Origin of the sequence: Streptomyces sp. NPDC051452, from assembly GCF_044454765.1 — a bacterium.
In the GTDB taxonomy this organism is placed as follows: Bacteria; Actinomycetota; Actinomycetes; order Streptomycetales; family Streptomycetaceae; genus Streptomyces.
This window is the reverse complement of the sequence record NZ_JBITEB010000001.1, coordinates 201343-225542: the sequence shown is the minus strand read 5'-3', so window position 1 is coordinate 225542 and position 24200 is coordinate 201343. Positions and strand designations below refer to the sequence as shown.

Genomic DNA, 24200 nt, shown 5'->3' with positions numbered 1-24200 from the left:
GGTCAGCCCTTGACGGCGCCCTCGCCTACCCCGCGGAAGAAGTAGCGCTGGAGGCAGGCGAAGAGGGCGATGAGCGGTGCCACGGCGATCACGGTGCCGGCGGCGACGAGCCGTTCGTCGTTGGCGAAGGTGCCGTGCAGGTAGTTCAGGCCGATGGTCAGGGTGAACCTGGAGGGATCGCTGAGCACGATCAGCGGCCACAGGAAGTCGTCCCAGGCGCCCATGAAGGCGAAGATGGCGACGACCGCGAGGGTGCCCTTCACCGACGGCAGGGCGATGCGCCGAAACCGCTGCCAGACGTCGGCGCCGTCGACGTAGGCGGCCTCCTCGATCTCGAACGGCAGGTTGCGGAAGGCGTTGCGCATCAGCAGGACGTTCATCGCGCCGACCGCACCGGGCAGCACGACGCCGATCAGCGTGTTGTTCAGTCCGAGTTCCCGCATGGTGGTGAACTGGGCGATGATGATGCCCTCGACGGGGACGAGCATCGCCAACACGAAGACCAGGGTGGCCACGCGCCTCCCGCGGTAGCGCAGCCGGGCCAGCGCGTACCCGGCGAGGGCCGAGCCGACGCAGTTGGTCACGACGCTCGCGCCGGCCACCTTCAGGGAGTTGAGGGCGTAGTCCCAGACGGGGATGGTGTCGGCGACCCGCTCGTAGTTGTGCAGGGTCGGATGGTTCGGCAGGAACCGGGGCGGCGAGCCGAAGATGTCCTCGGTGGGTCCCTTGAGGGAGGTGGACAGCTGCCAGAGGAAGGGGCCGACGGTGAGGGCGAGGACGACGAGCAGCAGCAGGTAGCGCAGGATCAGTTCGCCGGGCCGGACGCGGCGCCCGTGCTCGTCGGTGATCCGGCGTTCCCGGGGGGCGGCCCGGGAGGCCGGGTCGGCCGGACGCACGGGGGGCGTCTTCTCCACGACGCTCATGTCTCCTCCCTCCGGTCGGCGCGCAGCACGAGCAGCATGAGCGCGACGGTGACGACGAACACGACCACGGACAGGGCGGAGGCGTAGCCGACCCGGCCGGTCAGTCCGGTGCCGGTGCGCTGGACCAGCATGACGAGGGTGGTGTCCTCGCCGGCCGGGCCGCCGCTCGGGCCCGCCATCAGGTACACCTCGGAGAAGACCTTGAACGCGGCGACCGAGGAGAGGGCGGCGACCAGCACCATGGTGGAGCGCACGGCGGGCACCGTGACCGTCAGGAAGCGGCGGACCGCGCCCGCGCCGTCCACGGCGGCGGCCTCGTGCAACTCGCGCGGTACGTTCGCGAGCGCCGCCAGATAGATGATCATGTAGTAGCCGAGGCCCTTCCACACGGTCACCGCCATGGCGCTCAGCAGGAGCAGCCACTGGTCGCTGAGGAAGCCGACGCGGCCGATGCCCACGGCCTCAAGCAGCGAGTTGACCAGTCCGCGTTCGTCCAGCAGCCACACCCAGATCAGTCCGACGACCACGATGGAGGCGACGACCGGGGTGTAGAAGGCGGAGCGGAAGAAGGTGATGCCGGGGATGTTCTTCTGCACCAGCAGCGCGAGCAGCAGCGGCAGTATCACCAGGGCCGGTACGACACCGGCGATGTACAGCGTGCTGTTGCGCAGGCCCGTCCAGAACATGTCGTCGTGGAGCAGTTCACGGAAGTTGTCCAGGCCGACGAAGCGGCCGGGGACCAGGGTGCGGCGGTCGGTGAAGGAGTTCACCACGGTCGACACGAACGGGTAGAGCACGAAGGCGCCGGTGACCAGCAGCCCGGGGGCGGCGAACAGCCAGGGACTGGTGGGCAGTTGCCGCCGCACCCGGGTCGGGGCGGTGGGAGTGGGCATGGCGGTTCAGCCCTGCTGCTTCAGGAGCCGGTCGCAGGCCTTGACAGCGTTGTCGAGCGCTTCCCGGGGGCTCTCCTTGCCCTGCAGCGCCTTGGCCACCTCGTTGCGCAGCGCGGTCTTCATCTGCTCGCTGAACAGCACCGGCGTGTAGTTGACCGCGTTCTTCAGGGACTTGGCGGCGGCGACGCGCACCCGTGTCTCGTCGGTGCCGTCCTCCTTGGTGAAGTACGGGTCGTCGAGGGAGCCCGCGGTGCTCGGGAAGATGGCGACCTTCCTGGCGAAGGACATCTGGTTGCGGGCGTCGGTGACGAAGTGCGCGAAGGCGACGGCGGCCGGGGTGTGCCGGGTACGGGAGTTGACCATCACACCCATCACGTACATGTTGACGTGCCCGGTGCTGGTGATCTGGTCGGTGATCCCGATGTCCTTGTACAGTCCGGGCGCCTGCTTCTTGAAGTTGCCGAGGTCCAGGGCGCTGCCGGGGTTCATGGCGACGGCCTCGGTGAGGAACTTCTTCCCGGCCGACTCGGGGGTCGCGGTGAGCGCCTGCGGATCGAGTGCCTTGGCGTCGTACAACTGCTTGTACTTGGTGAGCAGTTCGACGCCCTTGCCGTCATCGAAGGCGAAGGCGGTTCCCTCCTTGTTCATCAGCGGCACGCCGTAGCGCCCGAAGTCCTCGATCGTGGGCACGTTGGCGAGCGTGGCGACCTTCCCGTCGCTCTTGCCCGCCAGCCGCAGGGCGTCGGCGAAGAGGTCGTCGTACGTCCTCGGCGGGGTGTCCGGGTCGAGTCCGGCCTTCTTGAACAGGGCCTTGTTGTAGAAGAGCGGCCCGGTGTTGAGGTACCAGGGGAAGGCGTACGTGCCGTTCAGGCCGGGCACCCGGTGGCTCGCCCAGGCCCCGTCCAGATACTCGGACCTGTGGGCACCGGCGGCCTTGTCGAGGTCGAGGGCCAGTCCGGCCTTGGCCAGCGGGGCGACCAGGTCCGGGGAGACGTTGACGACGTCGGGCAGGGTGCCGCCGGCCGCGTCGGCGCTGATCTTGTCGGCGTAGCCCTCGGCGGGCTGGTCGATCCACTTCACATGGGTGCCGGGGTACTTCTTCTCGAAGTCGGCTATCAGGCCCTCGAAGTACGGCTTGAAGTTGGCACGCAGGTTCCAGGTCTGGAAACTGATGTCGCCTTCGACCTTGCCCGAGGCGTCGGTGGAGCCGCCGCCGTCGCCGCCCGAGCCGCAGGCGCTCAGCGGCAGGAGGAGGGCGAGGAACGCGGCAGCGGCGAGGGGTCTGCGGTGGCTGGGCACGGTGAGACGGCTCCCTTGCGGTGTCGGCGGCTGTGACGCCAGCGACCTTGCCCGGGCCGTTTGGCGGAAGTCAATGCACAGGCGTCGGCTAAAGAAATCCCTTTTGCATTAGTGCAGGTGAGAGCGTTGCCTTGAGAGTGCTTGTCAACTTCACTAATGCGCTTTAGAGTTCCGGGACTCAAGCGCATTAGCTCCGTTCCGTGAAGAGACGAGGGATGACGTGGTCTCCAGGCGGTCACCGGTGCGCCGGCCGACGATGAAGGACATCGCGCGCCGCGCCGGCGTCTCCGAGAGCGCGGTGTCGTTCGCCCTGAACGGCCGCCCGGGCGTCTCCGAGACCACCCGGGCCCGGGTGCGCGGGGTCGCCGAGCAGTTGGGCTGGCGCCCCAGCACGGCGGCCCGCGCGCTGTCCGGCGAGGGCGCCGCCACGGTCGGGTTCGTCCTGGCGCGCTCTGCGGACACCCTCGGCGTCGACTCCTTCTTCCTGCAACTGGTCTCCGGTATCCAGGAAGTGCTGGCCGAACGCCATCTGGGCCTGCTCTTCCAGGTGGCGCGGGACGTGGCCGACGAGTGCGGGGTGTACCGGCGCTGGTGGGCCGAGCACCGGGTGGACGGTGTCCTGGTGGTCGACCCGCGCGCCGACGACCCGCGCCCCGCTCTTCTCGACGAACTCGGGCTGCCCGCCGTGGTGATCGGTGGCGCCCCCGACGACCGGCACCCGGGGCTGTCCACCGTGTGGGCGGACGACGCGGGCGCGATGGCCTCGGTGGTGGACGAGCTGACCGCCCTCGGCCACCGCCGGATCGTCCACATCGCCGGGCTGCCCGACCTCGCGCACACCCAGCGCCGGCTGAGGACCCTGCGTGCCGAGGCCGAGCGGCGCGGCCTGGGCGAGGTCCGCTCGGTGACCACCGACTACTCGGACGCCGAGGGCGCCGCCGTGACCCGACGGCTGCTGGGGGCCGCCACCGCCCCGACGGCGTTGATCTACGACAACGACGTGATGGCGGTGGCCGGTCTCTCGGTGGCGGCCGAACTCGGCCACCGGGTACCGGAGAACGTCTCCGTCGTCTCCTGGGAGGACTCGGCGCTGTGCCGTCTGGTCGAGCCCCGGCTGTCCGCGCTCTCCCGGGACAGCGCCGAGTTCGGCCGCACCGCGGCACGGGAGTTGACGGCCCTGCTGGACGGGGGTGCGGCACGGACGGTGCGGCTTCCGGTACCGCGCCTGACGGTCCGGGGCAGCACGGCCGCCGCCCGCGACGCCGGGCCGGCCCACTGAGAGCGCCGGGCCGCACGCCTGCCGTCGCGGGGCGGCCTCTCGACGGGGACGGTCCGGTCGTGCACAGTTCTCCCTACGCACCTTGATTCATACCGACGAGTAGCCGTCGCGCCGACCGACGTCGGGCGACGACCAGCCAGGGAGTGTCCGTTGAGCAACTGGGCCGGCCGGACCGCTGCCGAGATCGCCGCCGCCGTACGCGCCGGGGAGGTCACACCCCGCCAGGTGCTGACCGAGCACCTCGCACGGATCGAGCGGCTCGACGGCCGGATCGGGGCGTTCCGCAAGGTCCGCGCGCGAGCGGCGCTCGCCGAGGCCGACGAGGTCGCCTCCCGTGCCGGGCTGGCCGAACTGCCGCTCGCGGGCGTGCCGGTGGCTGTCAAGGACAACCTCGCCGTGCGAGGCGAGTCGCATCGCGACGGCTCCGCCGCCACCCCGGACACCCCGGCCGCGGACGACCATGTCACCGTGGCCCGGCTGCGGGCGGCCGGCGCGGTGGTCGTGGGCCTGACGAACGTGCCCGAGCTGTGTGTCTTCGGCACCACGGAGGGCGTGTACGGCACCGCCCGCAACCCGTGGGATCCGACGCGGACGGCGGGCGGCTCCTCCGGCGGCAGCGGGGCCGCGGTGGCCGCGGGACTCGTGCCGATCGCGCTCGGCAACGACGGCATGGGCTCGCTGCGCATTCCGGCCGCCAACTGCGGGCTGGTCACGCTGAAGCCGGGGCACGGGGTGATCCCGGCGGGGATCGGCAACGGCGACTGGTTCGGCATGTCCGAGAACGGCCCGCTGGCCACCACGGTCGAGGACCTGCGGTTGGTGTTCGGCGTCCTGGCGGGCGCCGACGCCGTCCGCACCCCGGAGCCGGCGCGGCGGAGGATCGCCGCCGCCGTGCGTAGCCCGCTGGCCGGGGTGAGCGTGAGCGGATCGTATACGACCGCGGTCCGGGAGGCGGCCGGGCTGCTGGCCGGGGCGGGACACCGCGTACGGCGGGCCGAGCCGCCGTACCCCCTGTCCCTGGGCGTGACCTCGCTGCGGTACTGGACGGCCGGAACGGCGGTGGACGCCGAGGGCCTGGACCGGTCGCGGCTGGCCCGGCGGACCCGGGTGCACGCGGCGGTGGGCCGGCGTTTCGTCCGCTCGGTCCGTGGCGGCGACGGCCGCGAGCGGCTGCGCGCCCGGCTGGCGCCCTTCTTCGCCGAGCACGACGTCCTGCTCACCCCGGCGCTGGCCCGGCGCTCCCCCGCGGCGGGACCGTGGCACGAGCGCGGCTGGCTGCGCAACGTCCTCGCCAACACCGCCTACTCACCGTTCACCCCACCGTGGAACCTGACCGGCTGGCCGGCGATGTCCGTGCCGTTCGGCACGCTGCCCTCGGGGGCGCCCTGCGCCGTACAGCTCGTGGGACGCCCGGGCGCGGAGGCCGAGCTGCTGGATCTGGCGGAGGAACTGGAGCGCCTGCGTCCGTGGCAGCGGACGGCTCCCGTGGCGGAGCGGGACCGCTAGCGCGCCCGCGCCGCGCCTGCCCTCGGCCGTGCCGGCCCCTGCCCTGATTCCCCCTGCCCCTGCCCCTGCCCCTGGGTTCCCCCTGATCCGGCCGGGCGCGGGGCCCGGCCGGCGGTGTCCGTGCCGACAGGGACGGGCGGATGCCACGCCCCCGCCATCGGCGATCGCGACGGATCCCGTCCGGCGTCAGTCGACGCTGGGCAGGATGTGAGGCTCGGCGAGGTCCTCCTCGTATCCCGCGAGGCGGATCGGGGCGGACCGGGCCCACACGTCGAGGCTGCCGAGCTCTCCGGGCCGCCGGCTCGCACGTTCGTTGCGTTCCTGGGGGAGATCGTCGCGATTCGTCTTCTCCGGTGTCACCGCGCACTCCTTATGTGTCGGGTCACCCTCGGGGCATACCGGACAGTCTGCGCTCCGGCACTCGTCGCCCGCTCGGGTCTGGATGGAAAGCCAGTTCGGACGCGGTGGCGCCGGTGTCTCATTGTCGGAGAGGACGGTGGTGAACCGCCTCGCCCCGGCACGGACGATGGGTGTGGGTGGGACCCCGTACTGCTGTCCGTCTACTCCAGATTAACCAAATGAGCAGAGGTCCGCTCGATAGGGAGTGCAAACAAGCTGTAACTTGTGCGCGTCACCCACCCCCTCAATGCACCCCAATATGCAGCCATTTGTAACAAACCGCATCACTCGCGCACAGGAGTGAATCACCCGGTCGGCCTACACGACCGAACGCTGCTTCGACCGCGCGGTGCGGTTCAAACGCCGTTGGCCGGGCCGCAAGCTCGCCATGCTCTGCTGGCGCGGGCAACGGCCGTCTCGCGGAAGGACTGAAGCATGGAGCCGCGCAGCGTCGAGGAGCTGATGGATCTGCTGTACGCCGGACCGCACCGACACGCGCTGCGGACGGCCGCGCTGCTGCGCCGCGCCCGGCCCGCCGACAAGGAACTCCAGGTGGCGGGGTTGGTTCGGGGCGTCGGGCCGGTGCTGAACCCGGGCGGCGACGGGCCGGCGCGCTCCCGGAGCGCGGCGGACGCGGTGCGCTCCCTGCTCGGGGAGCGGGTGTCCCGGCTGGTGCGCGGGGACACGAACCCCTGCGACGACGATGCCCTGCGGCTGCGCCAGGCGGACGAGGAGGGCCGCACCGGCGGCTTCGACGCGGGCGTGCTGGAGGACTGGCGTACAGTCCTCGAACTGGTCGCGGCCCGCAACTCCCGCCTGGGGGCGGTGGACTGACGACCCCACACCCCCCGCGACCGGCCGGACACGGGTCACCGGGGCCCCGGCACCGCGCTCCCGGGGCCCCGCCACACCCCGTGGCTCACCACTTGCCGGGCGCGTAGTCCTTCAGGAAGACGCCGTACAGGTCCTCGCCCGCCTCACCGCGCACGATCGGGTCGTACACGCGCGCGGCGCCGTCGACCAGGTCGAGCGGGGCGTGGAAACCGGCCTCGGCGAGGCGCAGCTTGTCGTAGTGGGGGCGTTCGTCGGTGATCCAGCCGGTGTCCACCGAGGTCATGAGGATGCCGTCGGTGCGGAACATCTCCTCGCCGCTGGTGCGCGTCACCATGTTCATCGCGGCCTTGGCGGCGTTGGTGTTCGGGTGGCCGGCGCCCTTGTAGCCGCGCGCGAAGACACCCTCCATGGCGGAGACGTTCACGACGTACGCCCGCCCGCTCGCCGCCTTCCTCGCGGCGTCGGCCATGACCGGGCGGAGACTGCCGATCAGGACGAACGGCGCCGTGTAGTTGCACAGCTGGGTCTCGAGCAGCTCCACCGGGGAGATCTGCTCGATCGTCTGCACCCAGGTGTTGGTGTCGACGACGTCGGGAACCAGGCCGCCCGCGTCGATGGCGGTGCCGTCGAGGTGCCGGGCGACGCTGGCGTTGCCCGCGACCAGGGCGAGGTCGGCCACCCGCTGCGCGTCGAGGCCGCTGGTGCCCAGCGGCAGCGCGGCCAGACCGTCGACCGCGCCCGAGTTGAAGGCGCCGATGACGTGGTGGGCGGGGAGTTCCCCGGCGGGCAGCGCGGCGCTCTCGCCCTCGACCAGGGCGGCGTAGGCGGAGGGCAGACGGCGCACGGTCTGCGTGGCGTTGTTGATCAGGATGTCCAGCGGTCCCGCCTCGGCGACCTGCTCTGCCAGGGCGACGGCCTGGGCCGGATCGCGCAGGTCGATCCCGACGATCTCCAGCCGGTGCATCCAGTCCGCCGAGTCCTCCATCGCCTTGAAGCGGCGGATGGCGTCCTTGGGGAACCGCGTGGTGATCGTCGTGTGCGCGCCGTCGCGCAGCAGCCGCAGCGCGATGTACATGCCGATCTTGGCGCGGCCGCCGGTGAGCAGGGCACGCTTGCCGGTGAGGTCCGCGCGCGCGTCCCGCTTGGCGCGGTTCTGGTCGGCGCATTTCGGGCACAGCTGGTGGTAGAAGTAGTCGACCTCGACGTAGCGCTGCTTGCAGGTGTAGCAGGAGCGCGGGCGCTGGAGTATGCCCGCGATGCGGCCCTCGTCGATCTTGGAGGACGGCAGGAGGCCCTCGGTCTCGTCGTCGATGCGCTCGGCGGAGCCGGTGGCGGTGGCCTCCGTGACGGCGCGGTCGTGGGCGGTCTTGGCGGCCCGGCGCTCCTGGCGGCGGCGCTGCTTGACCGTGCGGTAGATGCCCGAGGTGGCCCGGCGCACCGTGATCGCGTCGGGGTGGTCGACGTCGAGCCGGTCCAGCTCCTCCAGGACGCTGAGACAGACGGCCAGGCGTTCCGGGTCGATACCGGGCCCGTGGACCAGCTCGTCCATGGAGGCGTCCGTGGGGACGTCCATGGGGACCTCCATGGACGCAGACCCGTCCTCTGTCACCGTCATCGCGCTGCCGCTTCCCTGATCACCCGCGCGGCGCTCCGACTCGCGACCGCTTTCGAACGGCGAATTTTACGGAGCGGCGGGCCCGGGAGCCAAACCCGGCCGCCTTCGGTGATCGAACCAGGGCCGCCGTCGGGGCCGGGGCCCGGCCCCGACGGCGGCCGGTGCTCACCCGTCGCAGGCGACGAGCAGGGTCTCCACCTCCTGGGACACCGCCCGGGCGAACACGTCCAGGTCCGGCACGGCGCGCGCGTCGGCGACCAGCCCGTAGTGCACACGGCCGCGGTACGTCGAGATCGCGACCGCCAGCGACTGGCCGGGGGCCAGCGGGGCCAGCGGATAGACCTCGGTCAGTTCGTGGCCGCCGAGCCGCAGGCCCAGTCCGGGCAGCGGCACGCTGGTGACGAGGATGTCGAACCAGAGCCGGGCGGCCTGCCCGACGAGCGGGCCGCCGAGCCGGTGGCCTAGGGCCGGCACGTGGTCGGCGAGCAGCGCGACGGCGCCCGCGCCCCGGTTGGGTCCCGCGTCCTTGTTGCGGACCATCGCGGCGCGCACGGTCGCCAGGCGGCCGAGCGGGTCGGGATCGTGGACCGGAAGCGGTATCAGGTACCCGGAGAGCCGGTTGCCCTGCGGCTGGGCGGTGCGCGGCCGACGCCGGGACACGGGGATGAGGGCGCGGGGCGCCACCCCCGCGCTGCCGTCGCCGCGCTCGTCCAGCCAGCGGCGCAGCGCACCGGCGACCACGGCGATGAGCACGTCGTTGACGGTGCCGCCGACGCTCTTGCGCACGCGGTGCACGTCGTCGATGTCGAGGACGACCCCGGCCGTGCGGCGGGTGCCGCTGGGCGCGGAGGTCAGCGCCGAGGACGGGCGCATCCCGAGCGTGGACCTGGCCAGGGACGCCCCGATGTCCAGGGCCCGGCCCACGTCGGACAGCGCGCCCCTGACCAGGTCGGGGACGAGGGCGGGCAGCCGGCGCACGTCCGGGAGCAGGCCGCGGGGCGGTTCGGGGGCGCGGGGCGCGCGTTCGGGCAGGTCCACCGGGTCCAGGACGCCGGCGGCGAGCTTGAGGGCGCGCAGTCCGTCGGCGAGGGCGTGGTGGAACTTGAACAGCACCGCGAAGGACACCCCGTCCTCGCCGGGCAGCACATGCGCCTCCCAGGGCGGCCGGCCGCGCTCCAGCGGCCGCTCCATCAGGCGCCCGGCGGCCGCGTGGAAGTCGGCGGTCGGGGCGTGCAGCCGCACATGGTCGAGCGGGTCGAAGTCCGGGTCGGTCTCGCGGGCCGCGCCGCCGAAGGCGAGCGGCTGCCAGACGTCGCGGATGCGCATGCGCAGACCGGGTACGGCGGCGGCCCGGGCGGCGAGCAGGTCGGCCGCGTGGGCCCCGGCGGTGGGCGAGTGCGCCCCGAAGACGCCGAGCGCTCCGAGGTGCATCGGATGCCGGTCGCACTCCATGTTCCAGAAGGCCAGGTCGAGAGGAGCGAGCAGATCGGGAGTCAAGGGCTTGCCTCGCGCGTCGACGACGGGGGGGGATCTGCAGTCAATCTCCGCCAGTCGATTACGGTCAAGTACAATCAGGCTACGGACAGTTAACAGCGGATTACGTCCCCGCCCCGGGCCGGGGCGGGAGCGGGGGGACGGGCCAGGTCATCTCAGTACCGGCTGCTCCGCCCCCGGTGCCGTACCCCACTCAGACGGGCGCGGGCCGACCGTGAACGCGAGCGAGCGCAGGGTGCGCAGCCCGCCGGTCGTCAGATAGGTCCGGCCGTGCGGCCTGCCGTCGGTGTGGACGGCCTGGATGTACCGGGCGTCGGCGGAGGTGCCGGGCGCGGTCACCGTCAGCTCGCCGTTCGGCCAGTAGCGCCGGTCGAGGGTGAGGCGGACGCGGTCGAAGACCGGGGTGGACAGCCCCCAGGTGTCGTAGCCGGGCTGGATCGGGAACAGACCGATGGACGACAGCACGTTCCAGGCGGACATCGTGCCGAGGTCGTCGTTGCCGGTCATGCCGGTGGGACCGTCGGTGAACAGGGTCAGTGCCGCGTGCACCACGTCCGTGGTCTTCCAGGGCTGGCCGGTGGCCAGATAGGTGTACGGGGCGGTCAGGTCGGGCTCGTTCTGCGGGTTGTACACGGCCGCGTTGTAGTACGCGTACGGGTCGCCGTGCACCCACACCTCGCGGGCGGTGCGCGCCGGGTCGGCGAGCAGCCGGTCGTAGGCGAAGAAGGAGTCCAGCCGGGCGTTGGCCGCGCGCTTGCCCCCGATCAGGCCGACCACGCCGGGCAGGTCCTGCGGGACGAGCCACTGGTACTGCCAGGCGGTGCCCTCGTGGAAGCCGGTGCCCCGGGCCGGGTCGGGCGAGCCGACGAAGGCGCCGGAGGCGTCACGGGCGCGGAAGAAGCCGGTGGCGGGGTCGAAGATGTTCCGGTAGTTGCGCGACCGGGCGGCATAACGGGCGGCGTCGCGCTCGTGGCCCAGGCCGCGGGCCATCTGGGCGAGCATGGCGTCGGCGAGCGCGTACTCCAGGGTGACGGAGGCGCCGTGGTGGTAGTCGGAGTCGCCCATCTTGGCGTAGGGCCGGCCCGCGACGTAGGGCGCAAAACCCTGGGCCAGATACTCGGCGTTGGCCTCCCGGCCGACGCCCGGGTACCCGGCGGGCGGCACGCCGTCGGCGTTCTTCCGCAGCGCGCGGTAGGCGCGCTCCTCGAACCCCTTGAGCAGGCCCATGTGGTAGGCGGTGGTCAGGAACGGGGTGACCGGGTCGCCGCTCATGATGTTCGTCTCGACCGGGCCGTAGCCCCACTTGGGCAGCCAGCCGCCGTCCTCGTCGATCGCCACCACCGACCGGGCCATGTCCCGTGCCTCGCGCGGCGCGAGCAGCGCGAGGAGCTGGACCTGGGTGCGGTAGGTGTCCCACAGCGACCAGTTCTGGTAGTACGTGAAGCCGTCGGCGCGATGGGTGCGGCGGTCCCAGCCGGTGTAGCGGCCGTCCGCGTCGCTGCCGACGTTGGGCGCGAGGAACGACCGGTAAAGCGAGGAGTAGAAGGTGCGCCGCAGCGTGGGCGTGCCGCCCTGGACGCTCACGTCGGCGAGCCGGCGCTCCCACTCCTTACGCGCCCCCTGCCGCACGGCGTCGAAGGACCGGCCACCCTCGGCGCGCAGATTGCCGGCGGCGCCGCGTGCGTCGACGTACGACAGGGCGGTGGTCGCCTCCACGGTCCGGTCCTCGGTGGTGTCGAAGCGCAGATAGGCGCCGCCGTGTCCGCTCCGGGAGCCCGGGGTGACGGTCGAGCCGTCCCAGGTGCCGTAGGCGGTGAAGGGCCGGCTGAAGCGGGTGATCGTGTAGACCGTGTAGGGGCCGGTGTCCCGGCAGAAACCGTGGCCGGTGATCTCGGTGCGTACGGTGCGGTCGTCGAGGATCTCCACGGTGCTGCCGGCCGCCTTGTGCAGTGACTGGGCCGCGTTCAGCAGGACGTTGGCCTTGCGGGTGGCGGGGAAGGTGTAGCGCTGCACGCCGGTGCGCCGGGTCGCGGTCAGCTCGGCACGGATGCCGGAGGCGAGGCCCACCCGGTAGTAGCCGGGGCTCGCCTCCTCGTCCTCGTGGGAGAAGGCGGCCGCGTACTGGGCGTAGTCCGTCCGCGTGACGTCGCCGGTGGTGGGCAGTGCGGGCAGGTCACCGCCGATGCGGCAGCCGACGCCAGAGAGGTGGACCAGGGAGAAGCCGCGCACACGGTCCTGCGTGTAGTCGTAGCCCGTGCTGTGCCCGGTGTCCGGGGAAAGCTGCACCATACCGAAGGGCACGGCCGCGCCGGGAAAGGTGTTGCCCTCGTTCTGGCTCCCGATGAAGGGGTTGACCAGGTCGGTGAGGTGGCCGTCGGTCCGCTCGGCGGCCGCCACGGCGGGGGTGGCGATCAGCGCGGACGCCGTCATCACCCCGGCCAGGCACAGCCGCGTGCGCCGGGTCCCTCTCATCTCGGATGACCTCCGCAGGTTCGACATCGTTGCCTGCATCCTGAGGGGCGAACGACGTAAACCCGGGCATCCCACGACGTTTTCGCGAAACGCGTCGTGCCGCGGGGCGGTCCGGCGGCGGCCCGACGGCCCCACCGGGGCGCCCCCCGCGGCGTCTCCGGCGCCTCCTACGGCACCCGCTGGCCCTTGCCCAGGGCGATGACCCCGCTCTTGGAGACGGTGTACAGCTCCGCGTCGCGGTCCGGGTTGACGCCGATCGTGGCACCGGGCGGCACCTCGACGTTCTTGTCCAGCACGGCACCCCTGACCACCGCGCCCCGGCCGACGCGCACGTTGTCGTGCAGCACCGAACCCTGTACGACCGCGCCCGGGTCCACCCGTACACCCGGCGACAGCACGGACCGGGTGACCTGACCGCGGATCAGGCAGCCCGCGCTGATGATGGACTCGCTCGCGATGCCGCCCGCGCTGAAGCGGGCCGGGGAGAGCTGGCCCGAGTGGGTGTAGATGGGCCACTGGCGGTTGTAGAGGTTGAACGCGGGGCGCTCGGCGATCAGGTCCATGTGTGCCTCGTAGTAGGCGTCCAGGGTGCCGACGTCCCGCCAGTAACCCTGGTCGCGGGTGGTCTCGCCGGGGACGTGGCTGTCGCTGAAGTCGTACAGCTGCGCCTCGCCGCGCGCGGTGAGCTGGGGCAGGATCGAACCGCCCATGTCGTGCGCGGACTGGCTGTCCTCGGCGTCCCGTTGCAACGCCTCGATCAGGGCCTTGGTGGTGAAGAGGTAGTTGCCCATCGAGGCGAACACCCGCTCGGGGTCGTCGGCCAGTCCGGGCGGGTCGGCCGGCTTCTCCAGGAAGCGCTCGACGGAACGGCCGTCCCGGCCGGGTGTGATCACCCCGAAGGAGGAGGACTCCGAGCGCGGCACCCGGATGCCGGCCACCGTCACGCCCGCGCCGCCCTCGATGTGCTGCCGGAGCATCTGCCGCGGGTCCATGCGGTACACGTGGTCGGCGCCGAACACGGCCACGTAGTCCGGCTGTTCGTCGTGGATCAGGTTCAGGGACTGCAGGATCGCGTCGGCGCTGCCCAGGTACCAGCGCGGGCCGAGCCGCTGCTGGGCCGGGACCGGGGTGACGTAGTTGCCGAGCAGGCTGGACATCCGCCAGGTGGTGGTGATGTGCCGGTCCAGCGAATGGGACTTGTACTGGGTCAGCACACAGATCCGCAGGATGTCGGCGTTGACCAGGTTGGAAAGGACGAAGTCGACCAGGCGGTACGTGCCGCCGAAGGTGACCGCGGGTTTCGCCCGGTCCGCGGTGAGCGGCATCAGACGCTTGCCCTCCCCGCCCGCCAGCACGATCCCGAGAACCGAAGGCCCTCCACGACGCATCGCCGCTCCCCTCACCCTGGATGAACCATGGATGCCCCGCGCGGGCCGGACTAAGCCTGTTCGACGATCTTCTCGTACAGCCCGGCCGTGCGTCGGGCCACCGCGTCCCAGCCGAACTCGCCCACCGCGCGCTCCCGTCCGGCCTCCCCCATCCGCCGGGCCTGCCCGGGGTCCGCGAGAACGGTGTCCAGGGCCCGCGCCAGCCGCCCTTCGAAGTCGTCGTCCACGTCGACCAGCAGGCCGGTACGGCCGTCGTCGACCACCTCGGGGATACCGCCCACCCGGGACGCGACGACGGCCGTGCCGCAGGCCATCGCCTCCAGGTTGACGATGCCGAGCGGCTCGTACACCGACGGACAGGCGAAGACGGCCGCGTGCGTGAGCAGTTGGATCACCTCGGGGCGCGGCAGCATCTGCGGGATCCAGACCGCACCCTTGCGGACCCGGCACAACTCCTCGAAGAGCGCGCGGAACTCGCGTTCGGTCTCCGGGGTGTCCGGGGCGCCCGCGCACAGGACCACCTGGGCACCGGGGTCGATCTCCCGTACGGCGCGCAGGAGATGGGGGACGCCCTTCTGGCGGGTGATCCGGCCGACGAACAGGACGTAGGGGCGGCCCGGGTCGATGCCGTGCCGGACGAGGGCGTCGGTGCCGTGATCCGGCCGGTACAGGTGGGTGTCGATGCCGTTGTGCACGACGTGCACCCGGGCCGCGTCGAGAGCCGGATAGCAGGCGAGGACGTCCTCGCGCATGGCTCCGGAGACGGCGATCACCGCGTCGGCGGCCTCGATCGCGGTGCGCTCCGCCCAGCCGGACAGCGCGTATCCGCCGCCGAGTTGCTCCGCCTTCCAGGGCCGCAGCGGCTCCAGCGAGTGGGCGGTCACCACGTGCGGGACGCCGTAGAGCAGCTTGGCGAGATGACCCGCGAGATTGGCGTACCAGGTGTGGGAGTGGACGAGTTCGCGGCCCTTGAGGGCGGCGGCGATGGACAGGTCCACGGAGAAGGTGCGCAGCGCGTCGTTGGAACCGTCGAGAACGGCCCAGGGCCGGTGGCGGACGACACCGGCGGCGCGCCCCTCCCCCCAGCTGTGCACCTCCAGATCGACCAGGGCGGACAACTCCCGCGCCAGGAACTCCACATGGACACCCGCGCCGCCGTACACGTCCGGGGGGTACTCCCGGGTCAGCAGTCCCACTCGCACCCGACAACTCCCTCGTCACGGCGGAAGATTCGCCTTCATGGTCACCCAGATACGCCGTGCGGGGAAGAGCCCGGCGGCCGGACGAAGCAGCAGTCGCCGCAGACCCCGCCGCCCGGGACCCGGTAGTACAGACAGCAACTGCGGCGGCGGAAGACGGCTCCGGCACGGATGCCGGTGGAGCGCAGCAGGGGGTGGGCGAAGAGGTCGTCGGTGAGGGCGCGGGCCCGGTCCGCCGCGTCGGTGCGGCCGTTCGCGCGCCCCCAGCGGTCCAGTTCGCGGGCCGCGCCGGCCAGCGCCGACCCGGCGTTGCCCCACAGCAGACCCGCCGCGACGCCGTAACGCGCCCGCACGGCGGCCCCCAGGGGTTCCAGGTGGCCGTGCAGCACCGTGTCGGCGAGGCCGGCCGCGTCGCCGGGCAGCGGACGCCCCTCGGCGAGCCACAGGTCGTCGGGGGCGGAGGCCGAGGGGTCCCAGCGCAGCAGGCGGGGGTCGAGGTCCGGCAGCCGGCCGTACAGCACCGCGCAGCCGAGGGCCACCGACCACAGCCGGGCGGCCAGCCCTTGATGCGCGACGGAGGCGGCGACCCTCGGCTCCGCGGTGCCGAGCCGGCCCGCGACCGTCTCGACGCGCAGGGCCAGCGGGTCGCGGCGGGCGCCGGCCGGGGCGGGCCGGTGGGCGTCCGCGAGGCTCGGCAGATCCGCGGGATCCGGCGCGGCGGCCACCCCGGCCGGAGTCGGGGCCGCGGTTGGGCGGGTGCGCAGGACGAAGAAGCCGCCGAGCGGGCGGAGTGCGGTGAGGCCGGGGTCGAGGTCCACGGGCAGCATCTGTACCAGGCCGGTCCGCGGGCCGGAAATCCGGGTCGGCCCGGGGGCAGCACCCCTCTCAGGGATGATCGCACCGCCGGTGTACTCCATCGGCAGTAGGACGCATTGTGTGCTCAGGGACGACGACGGAAAGCCCGCGGGCGGGCAGAGTGTCGGGCATGGAAGCCGACCGCCCGCCGCGCCGGGCCCCGGGCCCCTGCCGTCCGCAGGGCCGGGGGCCCCGCCCCCCGCGAGGGAGACGCCGATGAGCGCCCTCGCGGTGTCCGTGCTCCTGTCGTTCGTCTCCGCCCTCGCCTACGCGGGCGGAGCGATCGTGCAGGAGCAGGTGGCGGTGTCCTCCCCCGACAGCGCCTACCTGCCGCTGCGCCGGCCGAGTTGGTGGGGCGCGTTGGCGCTCAACGGCCTCGGTGGTGTGCTGCACGCGGTGGCGCTGGCCTACGGCCCGCTCAGTCTCGTCCAGCCGCTCGGCGCCCTGACCATAGTCTTCGCGCTGCCGATGGCGGCGCTGTTCGTCGGCCGCAAGGCCGGGCCGACCGCCTGGCGCGGCGCCCTGATGGCGACGGTCGGGCTGGCCGTACTGCTGTCCCTGGTCGGCTCCTTCGCCGCGCACTCCCTGGACGGCGCCCAGCGGGTGGCGGCCGGACTCGTCACCGGTGGCGCGGTCGTGGCGCTGATGTGCGCGGCCCGGGCCGCGCACCGGCACCCGGTGGTGCGCAGCGTGCTGCTCGCCACCGCCTCCGGCACCGCCTTCGGCATGTCCTCGGTGTTCACCAAGACCGTCGCCGTCGACTGGACCCTGGGCATCGGCCTCGGCGAGCTGCCCTCCCTCGCGGTGATCGCCCTGTTCGCCGCCGCCGGGGTGCTGCTGTCGCAGGCCTCCTACCGGGGCGGTGGGCTCGCCGCCCCGCTGGCCACGCTCACGGTGGTCAATCCGGTGCTGGCCGCCGCGGCAGGCATCGTGATGTTCGGCGAGACGTTCCGGTACGGCAGCACGGGCACCGTACTCGCCCTGAGCTGCGGTGTGGTGGCGGCGGGGGGCCTGATCATGCTGACGACCGAGCGGATGGAGGGCACACCGACAGCCGCGGGCACGGCGGGCCACGCGGGGACCCGGGCTCCGGCGGGCGCGGGGAACGCCACGGGCGGGGGGACTCCCACCGCGCCCGGGTCCGCGTCCACCGCCGCCTCACCCGATTCCGGTTCCGCCGCCGCGTCCGAGCCGACCGCCCCGGCGGGCACACTCCGTACCGTGCCGCAGCAGCGACCGGCGGCGGACGCCGACGAGACGGGCGGAGCGAATCGCCCGGAGCCGGCCTCGGCAGACGACGGCCACGGCGAAGCAGCCCTTCGGGAGCCGGCCACCGGGCCCGTTCCCGGCGCGCCGCTCGCACCGCGCCCGGACGGCGCCGAGGCGGGCGAGGGCGGCGTGCGGTACGCCGACCATGCCGGCCTCGTGCTTCCCGTGCCGGGTACGGTGTTTCCCCTCGGCCTTCATGTGCCGGTGCCCGACCGGGACCGGCACCGGCCGTGTGTCACATCCTGACGCCGCCGGCCCGCAGATAGGCGAGCGGGTCGATGTCCGAGCCGAAGCCGGGTCCGGTCCGCACCTCGAAGTGCAGATGCGGGCCCGTGACGTTGCCGGTGGCACCGGAGCGGCCGAGGCGCTGGCCCGTGCCGACGCTCTGGCCGACCCGCACGGAGATGGCCGACAGATGCGCGTACTGCGTGTAGTGGCCGTCGGCGTGACGGAGCACCACCTGGTAGCCGTAGGAGCCGCCCCAGCCCGCCGAGACCACCTGCCCGGTCTCGGCCGCCCGCACGGAGGTGCCGGTGGGCACGAGGAAGTCGATGCCCGTGTGGTAGCCCTTCGACCAGTGCGAGCCGGCCACGTGGTAGCCGGTGCCGATGGGCGCGGTCACCGGCGCGACGAGCGAGTGGCCGGTGGGTGAAGGGTGCCGCGGGGCGGTCTTCCTCTCCGCGGGGGTCTTCCTCTTCGAGGGCGACTTCTTCGGTGTTCCGGTCGTGGTGTGGGTGTTGCCCGGCGCGGCGCCGGAGGTGCGCAGGTCGAGGCGCTGGCCCGGCAGGATCAGGTCGGGATCGGCGCCGATCGTCGCCCGGTTCCCGGCGTACAGCCCGCGCCAGCCGCCCCGGACCCGGTGGCCGTCGGCGATGCCGGAGAGGGTGTCGCCGTGCACCACCGTGTACATCTCGGCCCGGCCCGCGCGGGACTGCGGGGTGGTCTGCGGTCGCACGTCCTGCGCCGGGGCGGCCTGCGCGGCACGGGTGCGCGTGCCGCTCTTCGCGGGGTGCGTGGCGGCGTCGTCGGGGTGCGCACCGGGTTCGGCGTCGCCCCGCGTCAGCCCGGCCTGCACCGAGCACACCGGCCAGGCTCGCGGCCCCTGTCCGCCGAGCACCTTCTCGGCGACGGCGATCTGCTGGCCCCGGCTCGCCAGGTCAGCGCGCGGCGCGTACCGGGCGCCGCCGTACGCCTCCCAGGTGGACTGGGTGAACTGCAGCCCGCCGTAGTAGCCGTTGCCGGTGTTGATGGCCCAGTTGCCGCTGGATTCGCAGGCGGCGACCTTGTTCCAGGTGGCCGCGTCGGCGGCGTCGGCGCTGCCGGCGGCGACCAGTGGGAGGGCGAGTCCGGCACCACCCGCCGTGACCGTGAGCGAGGCGCGGTTGATCCTGTTCGGCTGGTACCGGCGGTGCCGGCCGCGTACGGCCATGTCCGACTTCCCCTCGACATGCGTCAGGAGGGGCAAAAGTAAGCGCGGCGAACAGGCCATGACAAGACGACAATTCGGCCTTGCGTCCGCGTCAAGTGGCCGGTAACGGACGCTCCTTGCGCGGGATCGCCGAAGACTGAGGCTCAAGGCGCTCCCGCCGCGTAATCAAGGCTGGCGGGTCGGATGTGCGCTCGCCGAAGCGGCACGTCAGGATGGGCGAGGGCCCGTACTGACGGAGCCGTAGTCACGAGGCAGCTAGGGAGCAGGCGGTATGAGCACTTCAGCGCAGATCGGCGTCACGGGACTCGCGGTCATGGGCCGCAACCTCGCCCGCAACTTCGCCCGCAACGGCTACACGGTCGCCGTGCACAACCGTACGGTCTCGCGGACGAAGGCGCTGGTGGAGGAGTTCGGGCAGGAGGGCGACTTCATCGCGGCCGAGTCGGCCGAGGACTTCGTGGCCGCGCTGGAGCGTCCGCGCCGGCTCGTCGTCATGGTCAAGGCGGGTGACCCGACGGACGCGGTGATCGAGGAGTTCGCGCCGCTGCTGGAACCGGGCGACATGATCATCGACGGCGGCAACGCGCACTTCGCGGACACCCGGCGCCGGGAGCGGGAGCTGCGCGAGCGCGGCATCCACTTCGTCGGGACCGGTATCTCCGGCGGCGAGGAGGGCGCGCTGCACGGGCCGAGCATCATGCCGGGAGGCTCGAAGGAGTCGTACGCCTCCCTGGGGCCGATGCTGGAGAAGATCTCCGCGAAGGCGTCGGACGGCGCCCCCTGTGTCACGCACTGCGGCCCCGACGGCGCCGGGCACTTCGTGAAGATGGTCCACAACGGCATCGAGTACGCCGACATGCAGCTGATCGGCGAGGCGTACCAGCTGCTGCGCGACGTGGCCGGGTACTCCCCCGCGCAGATCGCGGAGATCTTCCGCACCTGGAACACGGGCCGGCTGGACTCCTACCTGATCGAGATCACCGCCGAGGTGCTCTCCCATGTGGACCAGGCGACCGGTAAGCCGTTCGTGGACGTCGTCGTCGACCAGGCCGAGCAGAAGGGCACCGGCCGCTGGACGGTGCAGATCGCCCTGGACCTGGGCGTACCGGTGTCCGGTATCGCCGAGGCGGTCTTCGCGCGCTCCCTGTCCGGCCACGCGGCGCTGCGCGAGGCCTCGCGCGGGCTGGCAGGCCCGACGCCGTCCGCGCTGAGCGAGTCGGAGGCGGCGGCCTTCGCGGACCGGGTGGAGCAGGCGCTGTACGCGTCCAAGATCGTGTCGTACACGCAGGGCTTCCACGAGCTCGCGGCGGGCAGCGAGGAGTACGGCTGGGACATCGACCTCGGTGCCGTCTCCTCGATCTGGCGCGGCGGCTGCATCATCCGGGCGGCGTTCCTGGACCGCATCCGCGCCGCGTACGACGCCCGCCCCGACCTGCCGAGCCTGCTGTCGGACGAGACGTTCGCGCGGGAGATCGCCGGGGCGCAGGACGACTGGCGCGAGGTGCTGATCGCGGCGACGCGGCAGGGCGTGCCGACGCCGGGCTTCGCGGCGGCGCTGGCGTACTACGACGCGCTGCGCGCGGAACGGCTGCCGGCGGCGCTCACGCAGGGGCAGCGGGACTTCTTCGGCGCGCACACCTATCGCCGGGTGGACCGGGACGGCGCGTTCCACACGCTGTGGGGCGGCGACCGGTCGGAGGTACCGGCCTGACCCGGGCACCGGGTGCCTGAGGAAGGCGCGAGGCGCGCGGGCGCGGGCGAGCGTGCGGCGGCTGTTCCGCCGGGCCGTCCGCGCCCCCGCCGTGTGGTGCCGGGTGTGGGGTCTCAGTTCTCAGGTGAGGGGTGGACCCGGCTCGGGATTGGGCACCGGTTCCGGTCCGGGCGGGACCGGTGAGGGCGAGGGCTCCGGCGGACCGGGGGCCGGTGGTGCCGGGGGCGGCGTCGGGTCGGGGCCCGGTGCCGGCGGCGTGGGGCCGGGGCCGGGGCCCGGCGGGCTTGGCTCCGGGCCGGGCTGCGGGGGCGGTACGGGGCTCGGGTACGGATCCGGCGGAGTGGGGCCGGGTCCCGGCGGGGCGGGGTCGGGGTGCGGGATCGTCATCGTTGTCCTCCGGGCAGTCGGTGATCGTCGCCACTGGACTACTCCCCCGCCTACCCGACGGCCGCTCCCGCACTCACCCGACGGCAGCACGTGCCGAGCGCGCCTCGACCGATCGAGGGTCCGGGCGCGGCACGCCTCACTCGTCGCTCGGTCAGAACCGGTCCGGGTGGGCCCGCAGCCAGTCCTCCGCGGCCGCGATCAGCCGCGGGTCGGCCGCCGGCGCCACGTCCGGGTGGCGTTCGGCCCACTTGACGACGTACGGACAGAGCGGAGCCACCGGGACGCCCTCACGCTCGGCGAGGGCGTACAGCTCCCGGGCCAGGGAGCCGGCGATGCCCTTGCCCTCGTGGGCCGGCTCCACGATCGTGTGGACCGGGACCAGGGCGCGCGCCGGCGACTCCAGGACGAAGTACTCGATGCGGCCGACGACTTCACCGGCGTCGACGGCCTCCAGACGGCCCGCAGCCCGGTTGTCGCGGATCTCGATCTCGCTCATGGACACACGCTCCTGGTCCTGGTTCCGGTACCGCTTCTGGTCCAGCCCCGCTGGTCAGGCCCGCACGGCCTGCGGGCTGCGTTGCTGGTCGGAGCCGGGGACCGGCTCGGAGGGGTCGGCGCCGAGGGACACGATCCGGTTGCCGGCGTCGACGTGCACGACCCGTGGCCGCAGGTTCCGTGCCTCGGCGTCGTCGACCTGAGCGTAACTGATGATGATCACCAGATCTCCGGGGTGCACGAGGTGGGCGGCGGCCCCGTTGATCCCGATCACCCCGGATCCGCGCTCACCCTCGATGACGTACGTCTCCAGCCTGGCGCCGTTGGTGATGTCGACGATGTGCACGAGCTCGCCCGGCAACAGGTCGGCGGCGTCGAGCAGATCCGCGTCGATGGTCACCGATCCCACATAGTGCAGGTCGGCCTGGGTGACGGTGGCGCGGTGGATCTTGGACTTGAACATGGTGCGAAGCATTCAGCACTCCCGGAATTCGCTCCCTGCCTGCTTTGTGCAGGTCAAGGGCTGTTCTCTCACCTTACAGCGGCCCGCCACCAACGCGCTTCCGACGTATGGACCGTCTACCGGAGGCGCATCGAGATCTGTGTCACGTCAGCGTCGACGTAGAGGGCTCGGCCTCCGGTGGAGCGTCATGGCAAGCGGCATCCGCGTCGGCGAGCACTGCGGGAGGCGGCCGCCGTGCTCGAGTAACCAGGTTCGGGACGGGGCCGCCGGGTGGCCGCATCCCGAATCGTTCAAGACACGCCGAATAGACGTTCCGCGTTGCGCAGCGCGTGCCCCGCCACCCGCTTGCCGAGGGCGAGGCCGCTCACGTCGGCCGAGCGGGTGTGGATGCCGGAGTAGACGCGGGCGTCCTCGTTGTCCCGGGACAGCTGACTCCAGGCCGTGTAAGTGCGCGTCACTCCGGGGGCGGTGGGACTGGTCAGCTCGAACGGTGCGGTCCGCGGCCCGGTGAGCCCCGTGAGGATCGTTTCCGCCGCGCCCGAGTAGGTGTTGTGGCCGCTGGGGTAGTCGGGGTGGGCCGGCGTGACGTGCAGCGGCGTCCAGTCGGGGTCCGGGTCGATCGCGCCGGCGCGGATGGCCGTGACGGGGCGCCAGCGCAGGTACGCGTACTTGGTGTCGGAGGTGGCGATCTGCGTGTCCACCAGGGCGATGTGGAACAGCGCCACCAGCGCGGCCCGTGCGGGGACGAAGCGTGGCGACCGGGCGAGGGCGACCCTCAGCGGCTCGGTGTACAGCATCAGTGAGGAGCCCAGCCAGAAGGTGGCGGTCTCGGTCTGCAGCGCTGAGCGCACGGTGCTGTCCACGGCCCCGTACGCCCGTACCTCGGCCAGGTCGGCACGATAGCGCGCGGAGTCCAGGGCGGGCGGTGCGGGCAGCCGGTACTGGTCGGGGCCGTCCAGCAGGAAGGGTCTCGCGAGCCGGTTGCCGTACTGTGCGGCGGGGGCGTAGGCGGGCGGCGTCGGCTGCCACACGCCGGGAGCCGCGGGCGGCACGGTGAAGGGCGCGTTGACCGAGGCCGGGTCGAGACCGTCGCCCTCGCGGGAAGCGAGGACCAGCCGTGCCTGGCGCGCACCGGCCGCCACCCCCTTCGACTTGGCCGGCCCGTCCGGGACGCGGTCCAGAGTGGTTCGCAACGCGGCATCCAGTTCCTGGGTGCGGGACGGGACCAGAGCCGACAAGGCATCGTGTACGGCGGACGCCAGGGCCGCGTCCTGGAAGTCCCTCCGGTCGACGCCGGGCGGCACCTCGCGGGTAGCTCGGGCCGCAGCGAGCCAACCGATGGCCCAGGTACGGTTGTTGGTGATCTGGGTGGCGGCGCCGGCGGCCGCGATGGTGTCGGCCGTCAGGTCGTACCAGTCGAGGGCCACGGACGGGCGCGACGTCCGTTCGTCCGCCACGGCAGCCGTGGCGGACGGGACGGTGCCGGAGGCGGCCAGCAGGGCGGCCGAGCCCAGCGCCCTCAGGGCGGAGCGGCGGGTGGTGAGCGGATGCACGGGTACTCCCTCGCGGATATGCGGTGACTGCTGTTGACCGGGGCGCGGGTGAGGGTCAGCTACACAGCGCGGCGGCGACACGCAGCAGATCAACGGCGCGCCGCCGAGTGAACCGCAGGGAGATCGGCATGCCGGGGACGCTATCCAGGCCCCAACTCCCGGTCAACAAAAGGAGGTTGTCCGCCTGACATTGCAATGACGGCTTCGCGTCCCCGCCATACGCCCGTTACCCGAATACCTTTCGAGACGAAGCGACGGCTCGTCTTGCGACATTGACGGGCTACGGCGGCGATAGGTAGCTTTTCAAGCGGCATCGAGTGTCAGCGTCAAGCCCTGGCTTGCTGACCGGCAACCCTCCGACGCGGTGGGGTGCTCCAGGTGAAAGCCCGGCCGGGTCGCCGATCCGGCAAACGCGTGGCGCCGTGGCAGCGGCCTGGGACACGGAGGGGCGAGCGTGCGGTACAGCAGCGTCCCCGTCCCCTCCCTCGTGTGTGCGGTGACTTTCTCTCGCTTTTCCCGCCGACGCCACATCGATCTGCAGCGCATCACCAGCTGTCTGTGTCATGGCTGACTGCGTCCCGTCGGCTGTCTGAGACGTTCAGCGCTGCTCGACGCCCGCGGCGCTCTTCCGTCGTTCCCGCCTCGTCCCCACGAGGGCTTTCGTTTTCACCCACCCCCGGCACGCCGACATCCGCGAGCTGTTCGCGGTGATCCCCGCGGCCGCCATGCCACGGCCG

General features: G+C 72.6%; 21 protein-coding genes and 1 riboswitch. Of the genes, 6 read left to right on the top strand and 15 right to left on the bottom strand.

What is annotated here, in order from left to right; genetic code table 11:
• Window positions 1-2: 2 nt before the first annotated feature.
• Genes ACIBA9_RS00990 through ACIBA9_RS00980 form a run of 3 tightly spaced genes read right to left on the bottom strand, consistent with a single transcriptional unit; the run spans window position 3 to window position 3115 of the window.
• Window positions 3-923, bottom strand: coding sequence for a carbohydrate ABC transporter permease (locus ACIBA9_RS00990; protein ID WP_399359245.1), 921 nt, complete (start codon window positions 921-923; stop codon window positions 3-5).
• Window positions 920-1816 carry a carbohydrate ABC transporter permease gene (locus tag ACIBA9_RS00985; protein WP_399359244.1) on the bottom strand — a complete coding sequence of 299 codons (897 nt, stop codon included), beginning with the start codon at window positions 1814-1816 and terminating at the stop codon, window positions 920-922. Before ACIBA9_RS00985 ends, ACIBA9_RS00990 begins: the two co-directional genes overlap by 4 nt.
• A 6-nt stretch (window positions 1817-1822) precedes the next feature.
• Window positions 1823-3115 carry an ABC transporter substrate-binding protein gene (locus ACIBA9_RS00980; protein ID WP_399359243.1) on the bottom strand — a complete coding sequence of 431 codons (1293 nt, stop codon included), beginning with the start codon at window positions 3113-3115 and terminating at the stop codon, window positions 1823-1825.
• 256 nt (window positions 3116-3371) lie between these two features.
• On the opposite strand from ACIBA9_RS00980, the gene ACIBA9_RS00975 reads away from it, so the two are divergent.
• Window positions 3372-4394, top strand: coding sequence for a LacI family DNA-binding transcriptional regulator (locus ACIBA9_RS00975; protein WP_399359242.1), 1023 nt, complete (start codon window positions 3372-3374; stop codon window positions 4392-4394).
• Between the two features lie 150 nt (window positions 4395-4544).
• On the top strand, window positions 4545-5900 hold the full coding sequence (locus ACIBA9_RS00970) for an amidase (RefSeq protein ID WP_399359241.1): 1356 nt from the start codon (window positions 4545-4547) through the stop codon (window positions 5898-5900).
• A gap of 186 nt (window positions 5901-6086) precedes the next feature.
• On the opposite strand, the gene ACIBA9_RS00965 is transcribed toward ACIBA9_RS00970, so the two are convergent.
• A complete protein-coding gene (locus ACIBA9_RS00965; protein WP_393899718.1) occupies window positions 6087-6260 on the bottom strand; it encodes a hypothetical protein in 174 nt (57 codons plus the stop codon).
• Window positions 6261-6734: 474 nt separating this feature from the next.
• On the opposite strand from ACIBA9_RS00965, the gene ACIBA9_RS00960 reads away from it, so the two are divergent.
• Window positions 6735-7133 carry a hypothetical protein gene (locus tag ACIBA9_RS00960; protein ID WP_399359240.1) on the top strand — a complete coding sequence of 133 codons (399 nt, stop codon included), beginning with the start codon at window positions 6735-6737 and terminating at the stop codon, window positions 7131-7133.
• A gap of 85 nt (window positions 7134-7218) precedes the next feature.
• Here the strand turns inward: ACIBA9_RS00960 and ACIBA9_RS00955 are convergent, their stop codons facing one another.
• From ACIBA9_RS00955 to ACIBA9_RS00930, 6 genes are all read right to left on the bottom strand, one after another.
• Window positions 7219-8748, bottom strand: a complete 1530-nt coding sequence (locus ACIBA9_RS00955; RefSeq protein ID WP_399359239.1) for an SDR family NAD(P)-dependent oxidoreductase — start codon at window positions 8746-8748, stop codon at window positions 7219-7221.
• Between the two features lie 165 nt (window positions 8749-8913).
• Entirely contained in the window at window positions 8914-10245 is a 1332-nt protein-coding gene (locus ACIBA9_RS00950) for a wax ester/triacylglycerol synthase family O-acyltransferase (protein WP_399359238.1), read from the bottom strand.
• Window positions 10246-10392: 147 nt separating this feature from the next.
• Window positions 10393-12714, bottom strand: a complete 2322-nt coding sequence (locus ACIBA9_RS00945; RefSeq protein ID WP_399359237.1) for a GH92 family glycosyl hydrolase — start codon at window positions 12712-12714, stop codon at window positions 10393-10395.
• 167 nt (window positions 12715-12881) lie between these two features.
• Window positions 12882-14102 (bottom strand): glucose-1-phosphate adenylyltransferase, encoded by a 1221-nt coding sequence (gene glgC / locus ACIBA9_RS00940; protein ID WP_399359236.1) that lies wholly within the window; start codon window positions 14100-14102, stop codon window positions 12882-12884.
• Between the two features lie 50 nt (window positions 14103-14152).
• A complete protein-coding gene (glgA, locus tag ACIBA9_RS00935) occupies window positions 14153-15304 on the bottom strand; it encodes a glycogen synthase (protein ID WP_399359235.1) in 1152 nt (383 codons plus the stop codon).
• A 41-nt stretch (window positions 15305-15345) separates the two neighbouring features.
• Complete coding sequence (locus ACIBA9_RS00930; RefSeq protein ID WP_399359233.1) at window positions 15346-16119, bottom strand: (2Fe-2S)-binding protein; 774 nt, start codon at window positions 16117-16119, stop codon at window positions 15346-15348.
• A gap of 253 nt (window positions 16120-16372) precedes the next feature.
• Here ACIBA9_RS00930 and ACIBA9_RS00925 point away from each other — a divergent pair, with 253 nt between their 5' ends.
• Window positions 16373-17671: a DMT family transporter gene (locus ACIBA9_RS00925; RefSeq protein ID WP_399359231.1), complete on the top strand. Its 1299-nt coding sequence runs from the start codon at window positions 16373-16375 to the stop codon at window positions 17669-17671.
• On the opposite strand, the gene ACIBA9_RS00920 is transcribed toward ACIBA9_RS00925, so the two are convergent.
• Window positions 17661-18854 carry a transglycosylase family protein gene (locus ACIBA9_RS00920; protein WP_399359230.1) on the bottom strand — a complete coding sequence of 398 codons (1194 nt, stop codon included), beginning with the start codon at window positions 18852-18854 and terminating at the stop codon, window positions 17661-17663. The two genes, ACIBA9_RS00925 and ACIBA9_RS00920, sit on opposite strands and share 11 nt — an antisense overlap.
• Window positions 18855-19125: 271 nt before the next feature.
• Between ACIBA9_RS00920 and gndA the strand changes: the two genes are divergently transcribed.
• Entirely contained in the window at window positions 19126-20565 is a 1440-nt protein-coding gene (gene gndA, locus ACIBA9_RS00915; RefSeq protein WP_399359229.1) for an NADP-dependent phosphogluconate dehydrogenase, read from the top strand.
• Window positions 20566-21103: 538 nt separating this feature from the next.
• Here gndA and ACIBA9_RS00910 read toward each other — a convergent pair.
• The 4 genes from ACIBA9_RS00910 to ACIBA9_RS00895 all read right to left on the bottom strand — a co-directional run bounded on the left by ACIBA9_RS00910 (window position 21104) and on the right by ACIBA9_RS00895 (window position 23593).
• Complete coding sequence (locus ACIBA9_RS00910) at window positions 21104-21448, bottom strand: GNAT family N-acetyltransferase (protein ID WP_399359228.1); 345 nt, start codon at window positions 21446-21448, stop codon at window positions 21104-21106.
• Window positions 21449-21502: 54 nt separating this feature from the next.
• Complete coding sequence (gene panD / locus ACIBA9_RS00905; protein ID WP_399359227.1) at window positions 21503-21922, bottom strand: aspartate 1-decarboxylase; 420 nt, start codon at window positions 21920-21922, stop codon at window positions 21503-21505.
• 278 nt (window positions 21923-22200) lie between these two features.
• Entirely contained in the window at window positions 22201-23463 is a 1263-nt protein-coding gene (locus tag ACIBA9_RS00900; protein WP_399359226.1) for a vanadium-dependent haloperoxidase, read from the bottom strand.
• Between the two features lie 55 nt (window positions 23464-23518).
• The gene (locus ACIBA9_RS00895) at window positions 23519-23593 is read right to left on the bottom strand and encodes a putative leader peptide (RefSeq protein WP_350839685.1); all 75 of its coding nucleotides are present in this window, start codon (window positions 23591-23593) and stop codon (window positions 23519-23521) included.
• 179 nt (window positions 23594-23772) lie between these two features.
• Window positions 23773-23882, top strand: a riboswitch (SAM riboswitch).
• Window positions 23883-23917: 35 nt separating this feature from the next.
• Here ACIBA9_RS00895 and ACIBA9_RS00890 point away from each other — a divergent pair.
• On the top strand, window positions 23918-24034 hold the full coding sequence (locus ACIBA9_RS00890) for a putative leader peptide (RefSeq protein WP_399359225.1): 117 nt from the start codon (window positions 23918-23920) through the stop codon (window positions 24032-24034).
• Window positions 24035-24200: the final 166 nt, after the last annotated feature.

Bases quoted from the DNA above. Each gene is read 5' to 3' on its own strand.
- ACIBA9_RS00990 (WP_399359245.1), bottom strand. From the start codon at position 923: ATGAGCGTCGTGGAGAAGACGCCCCCCGTGCGTCCGGCCGACCCGGCC.
- ACIBA9_RS00985 (WP_399359244.1), bottom strand. From the start codon at position 1,816: ATGCCCACTCCCACCGCCCCGACCCGGGTGCGGCGGCAACTGCCCACC.
- ACIBA9_RS00975 (WP_399359242.1), top strand. From the start codon at position 3,372: ATGAAGGACATCGCGCGCCGCGCCGGCGTCTCCGAGAGCGCGGTGTCG.
- ACIBA9_RS00960 (WP_399359240.1), top strand. From the start codon at position 6,735: ATGGAGCCGCGCAGCGTCGAGGAGCTGATGGATCTGCTGTACGCCGGA.
- ACIBA9_RS00955 (WP_399359239.1), bottom strand. From the start codon at position 8,748: ATGACGGTGACAGAGGACGGGTCTGCGTCCATGGAGGTCCCCATGGAC.
- ACIBA9_RS00945 (WP_399359237.1), bottom strand. From the start codon at position 12,714: ATGAGAGGGACCCGGCGCACGCGGCTGTGCCTGGCCGGGGTGATGACG.
- glgC (WP_399359236.1), bottom strand. From the start codon at position 14,102: ATGCGTCGTGGAGGGCCTTCGGTTCTCGGGATCGTGCTGGCGGGCGGG.
- ACIBA9_RS00925 (WP_399359231.1), top strand. From the start codon at position 16,373: ATGAGCGCCCTCGCGGTGTCCGTGCTCCTGTCGTTCGTCTCCGCCCTC.
- ACIBA9_RS00920 (WP_399359230.1), bottom strand. From the start codon at position 18,854: ATGGCCGTACGCGGCCGGCACCGCCGGTACCAGCCGAACAGGATCAAC.
- gndA (WP_399359229.1), top strand. From the start codon at position 19,126: ATGAGCACTTCAGCGCAGATCGGCGTCACGGGACTCGCGGTCATGGGC.
- ACIBA9_RS00910 (WP_399359228.1), bottom strand. From the start codon at position 21,448: ATGAGCGAGATCGAGATCCGCGACAACCGGGCTGCGGGCCGTCTGGAG.
- panD (WP_399359227.1), bottom strand. From the start codon at position 21,922: ATGCTTCGCACCATGTTCAAGTCCAAGATCCACCGCGCCACCGTCACC.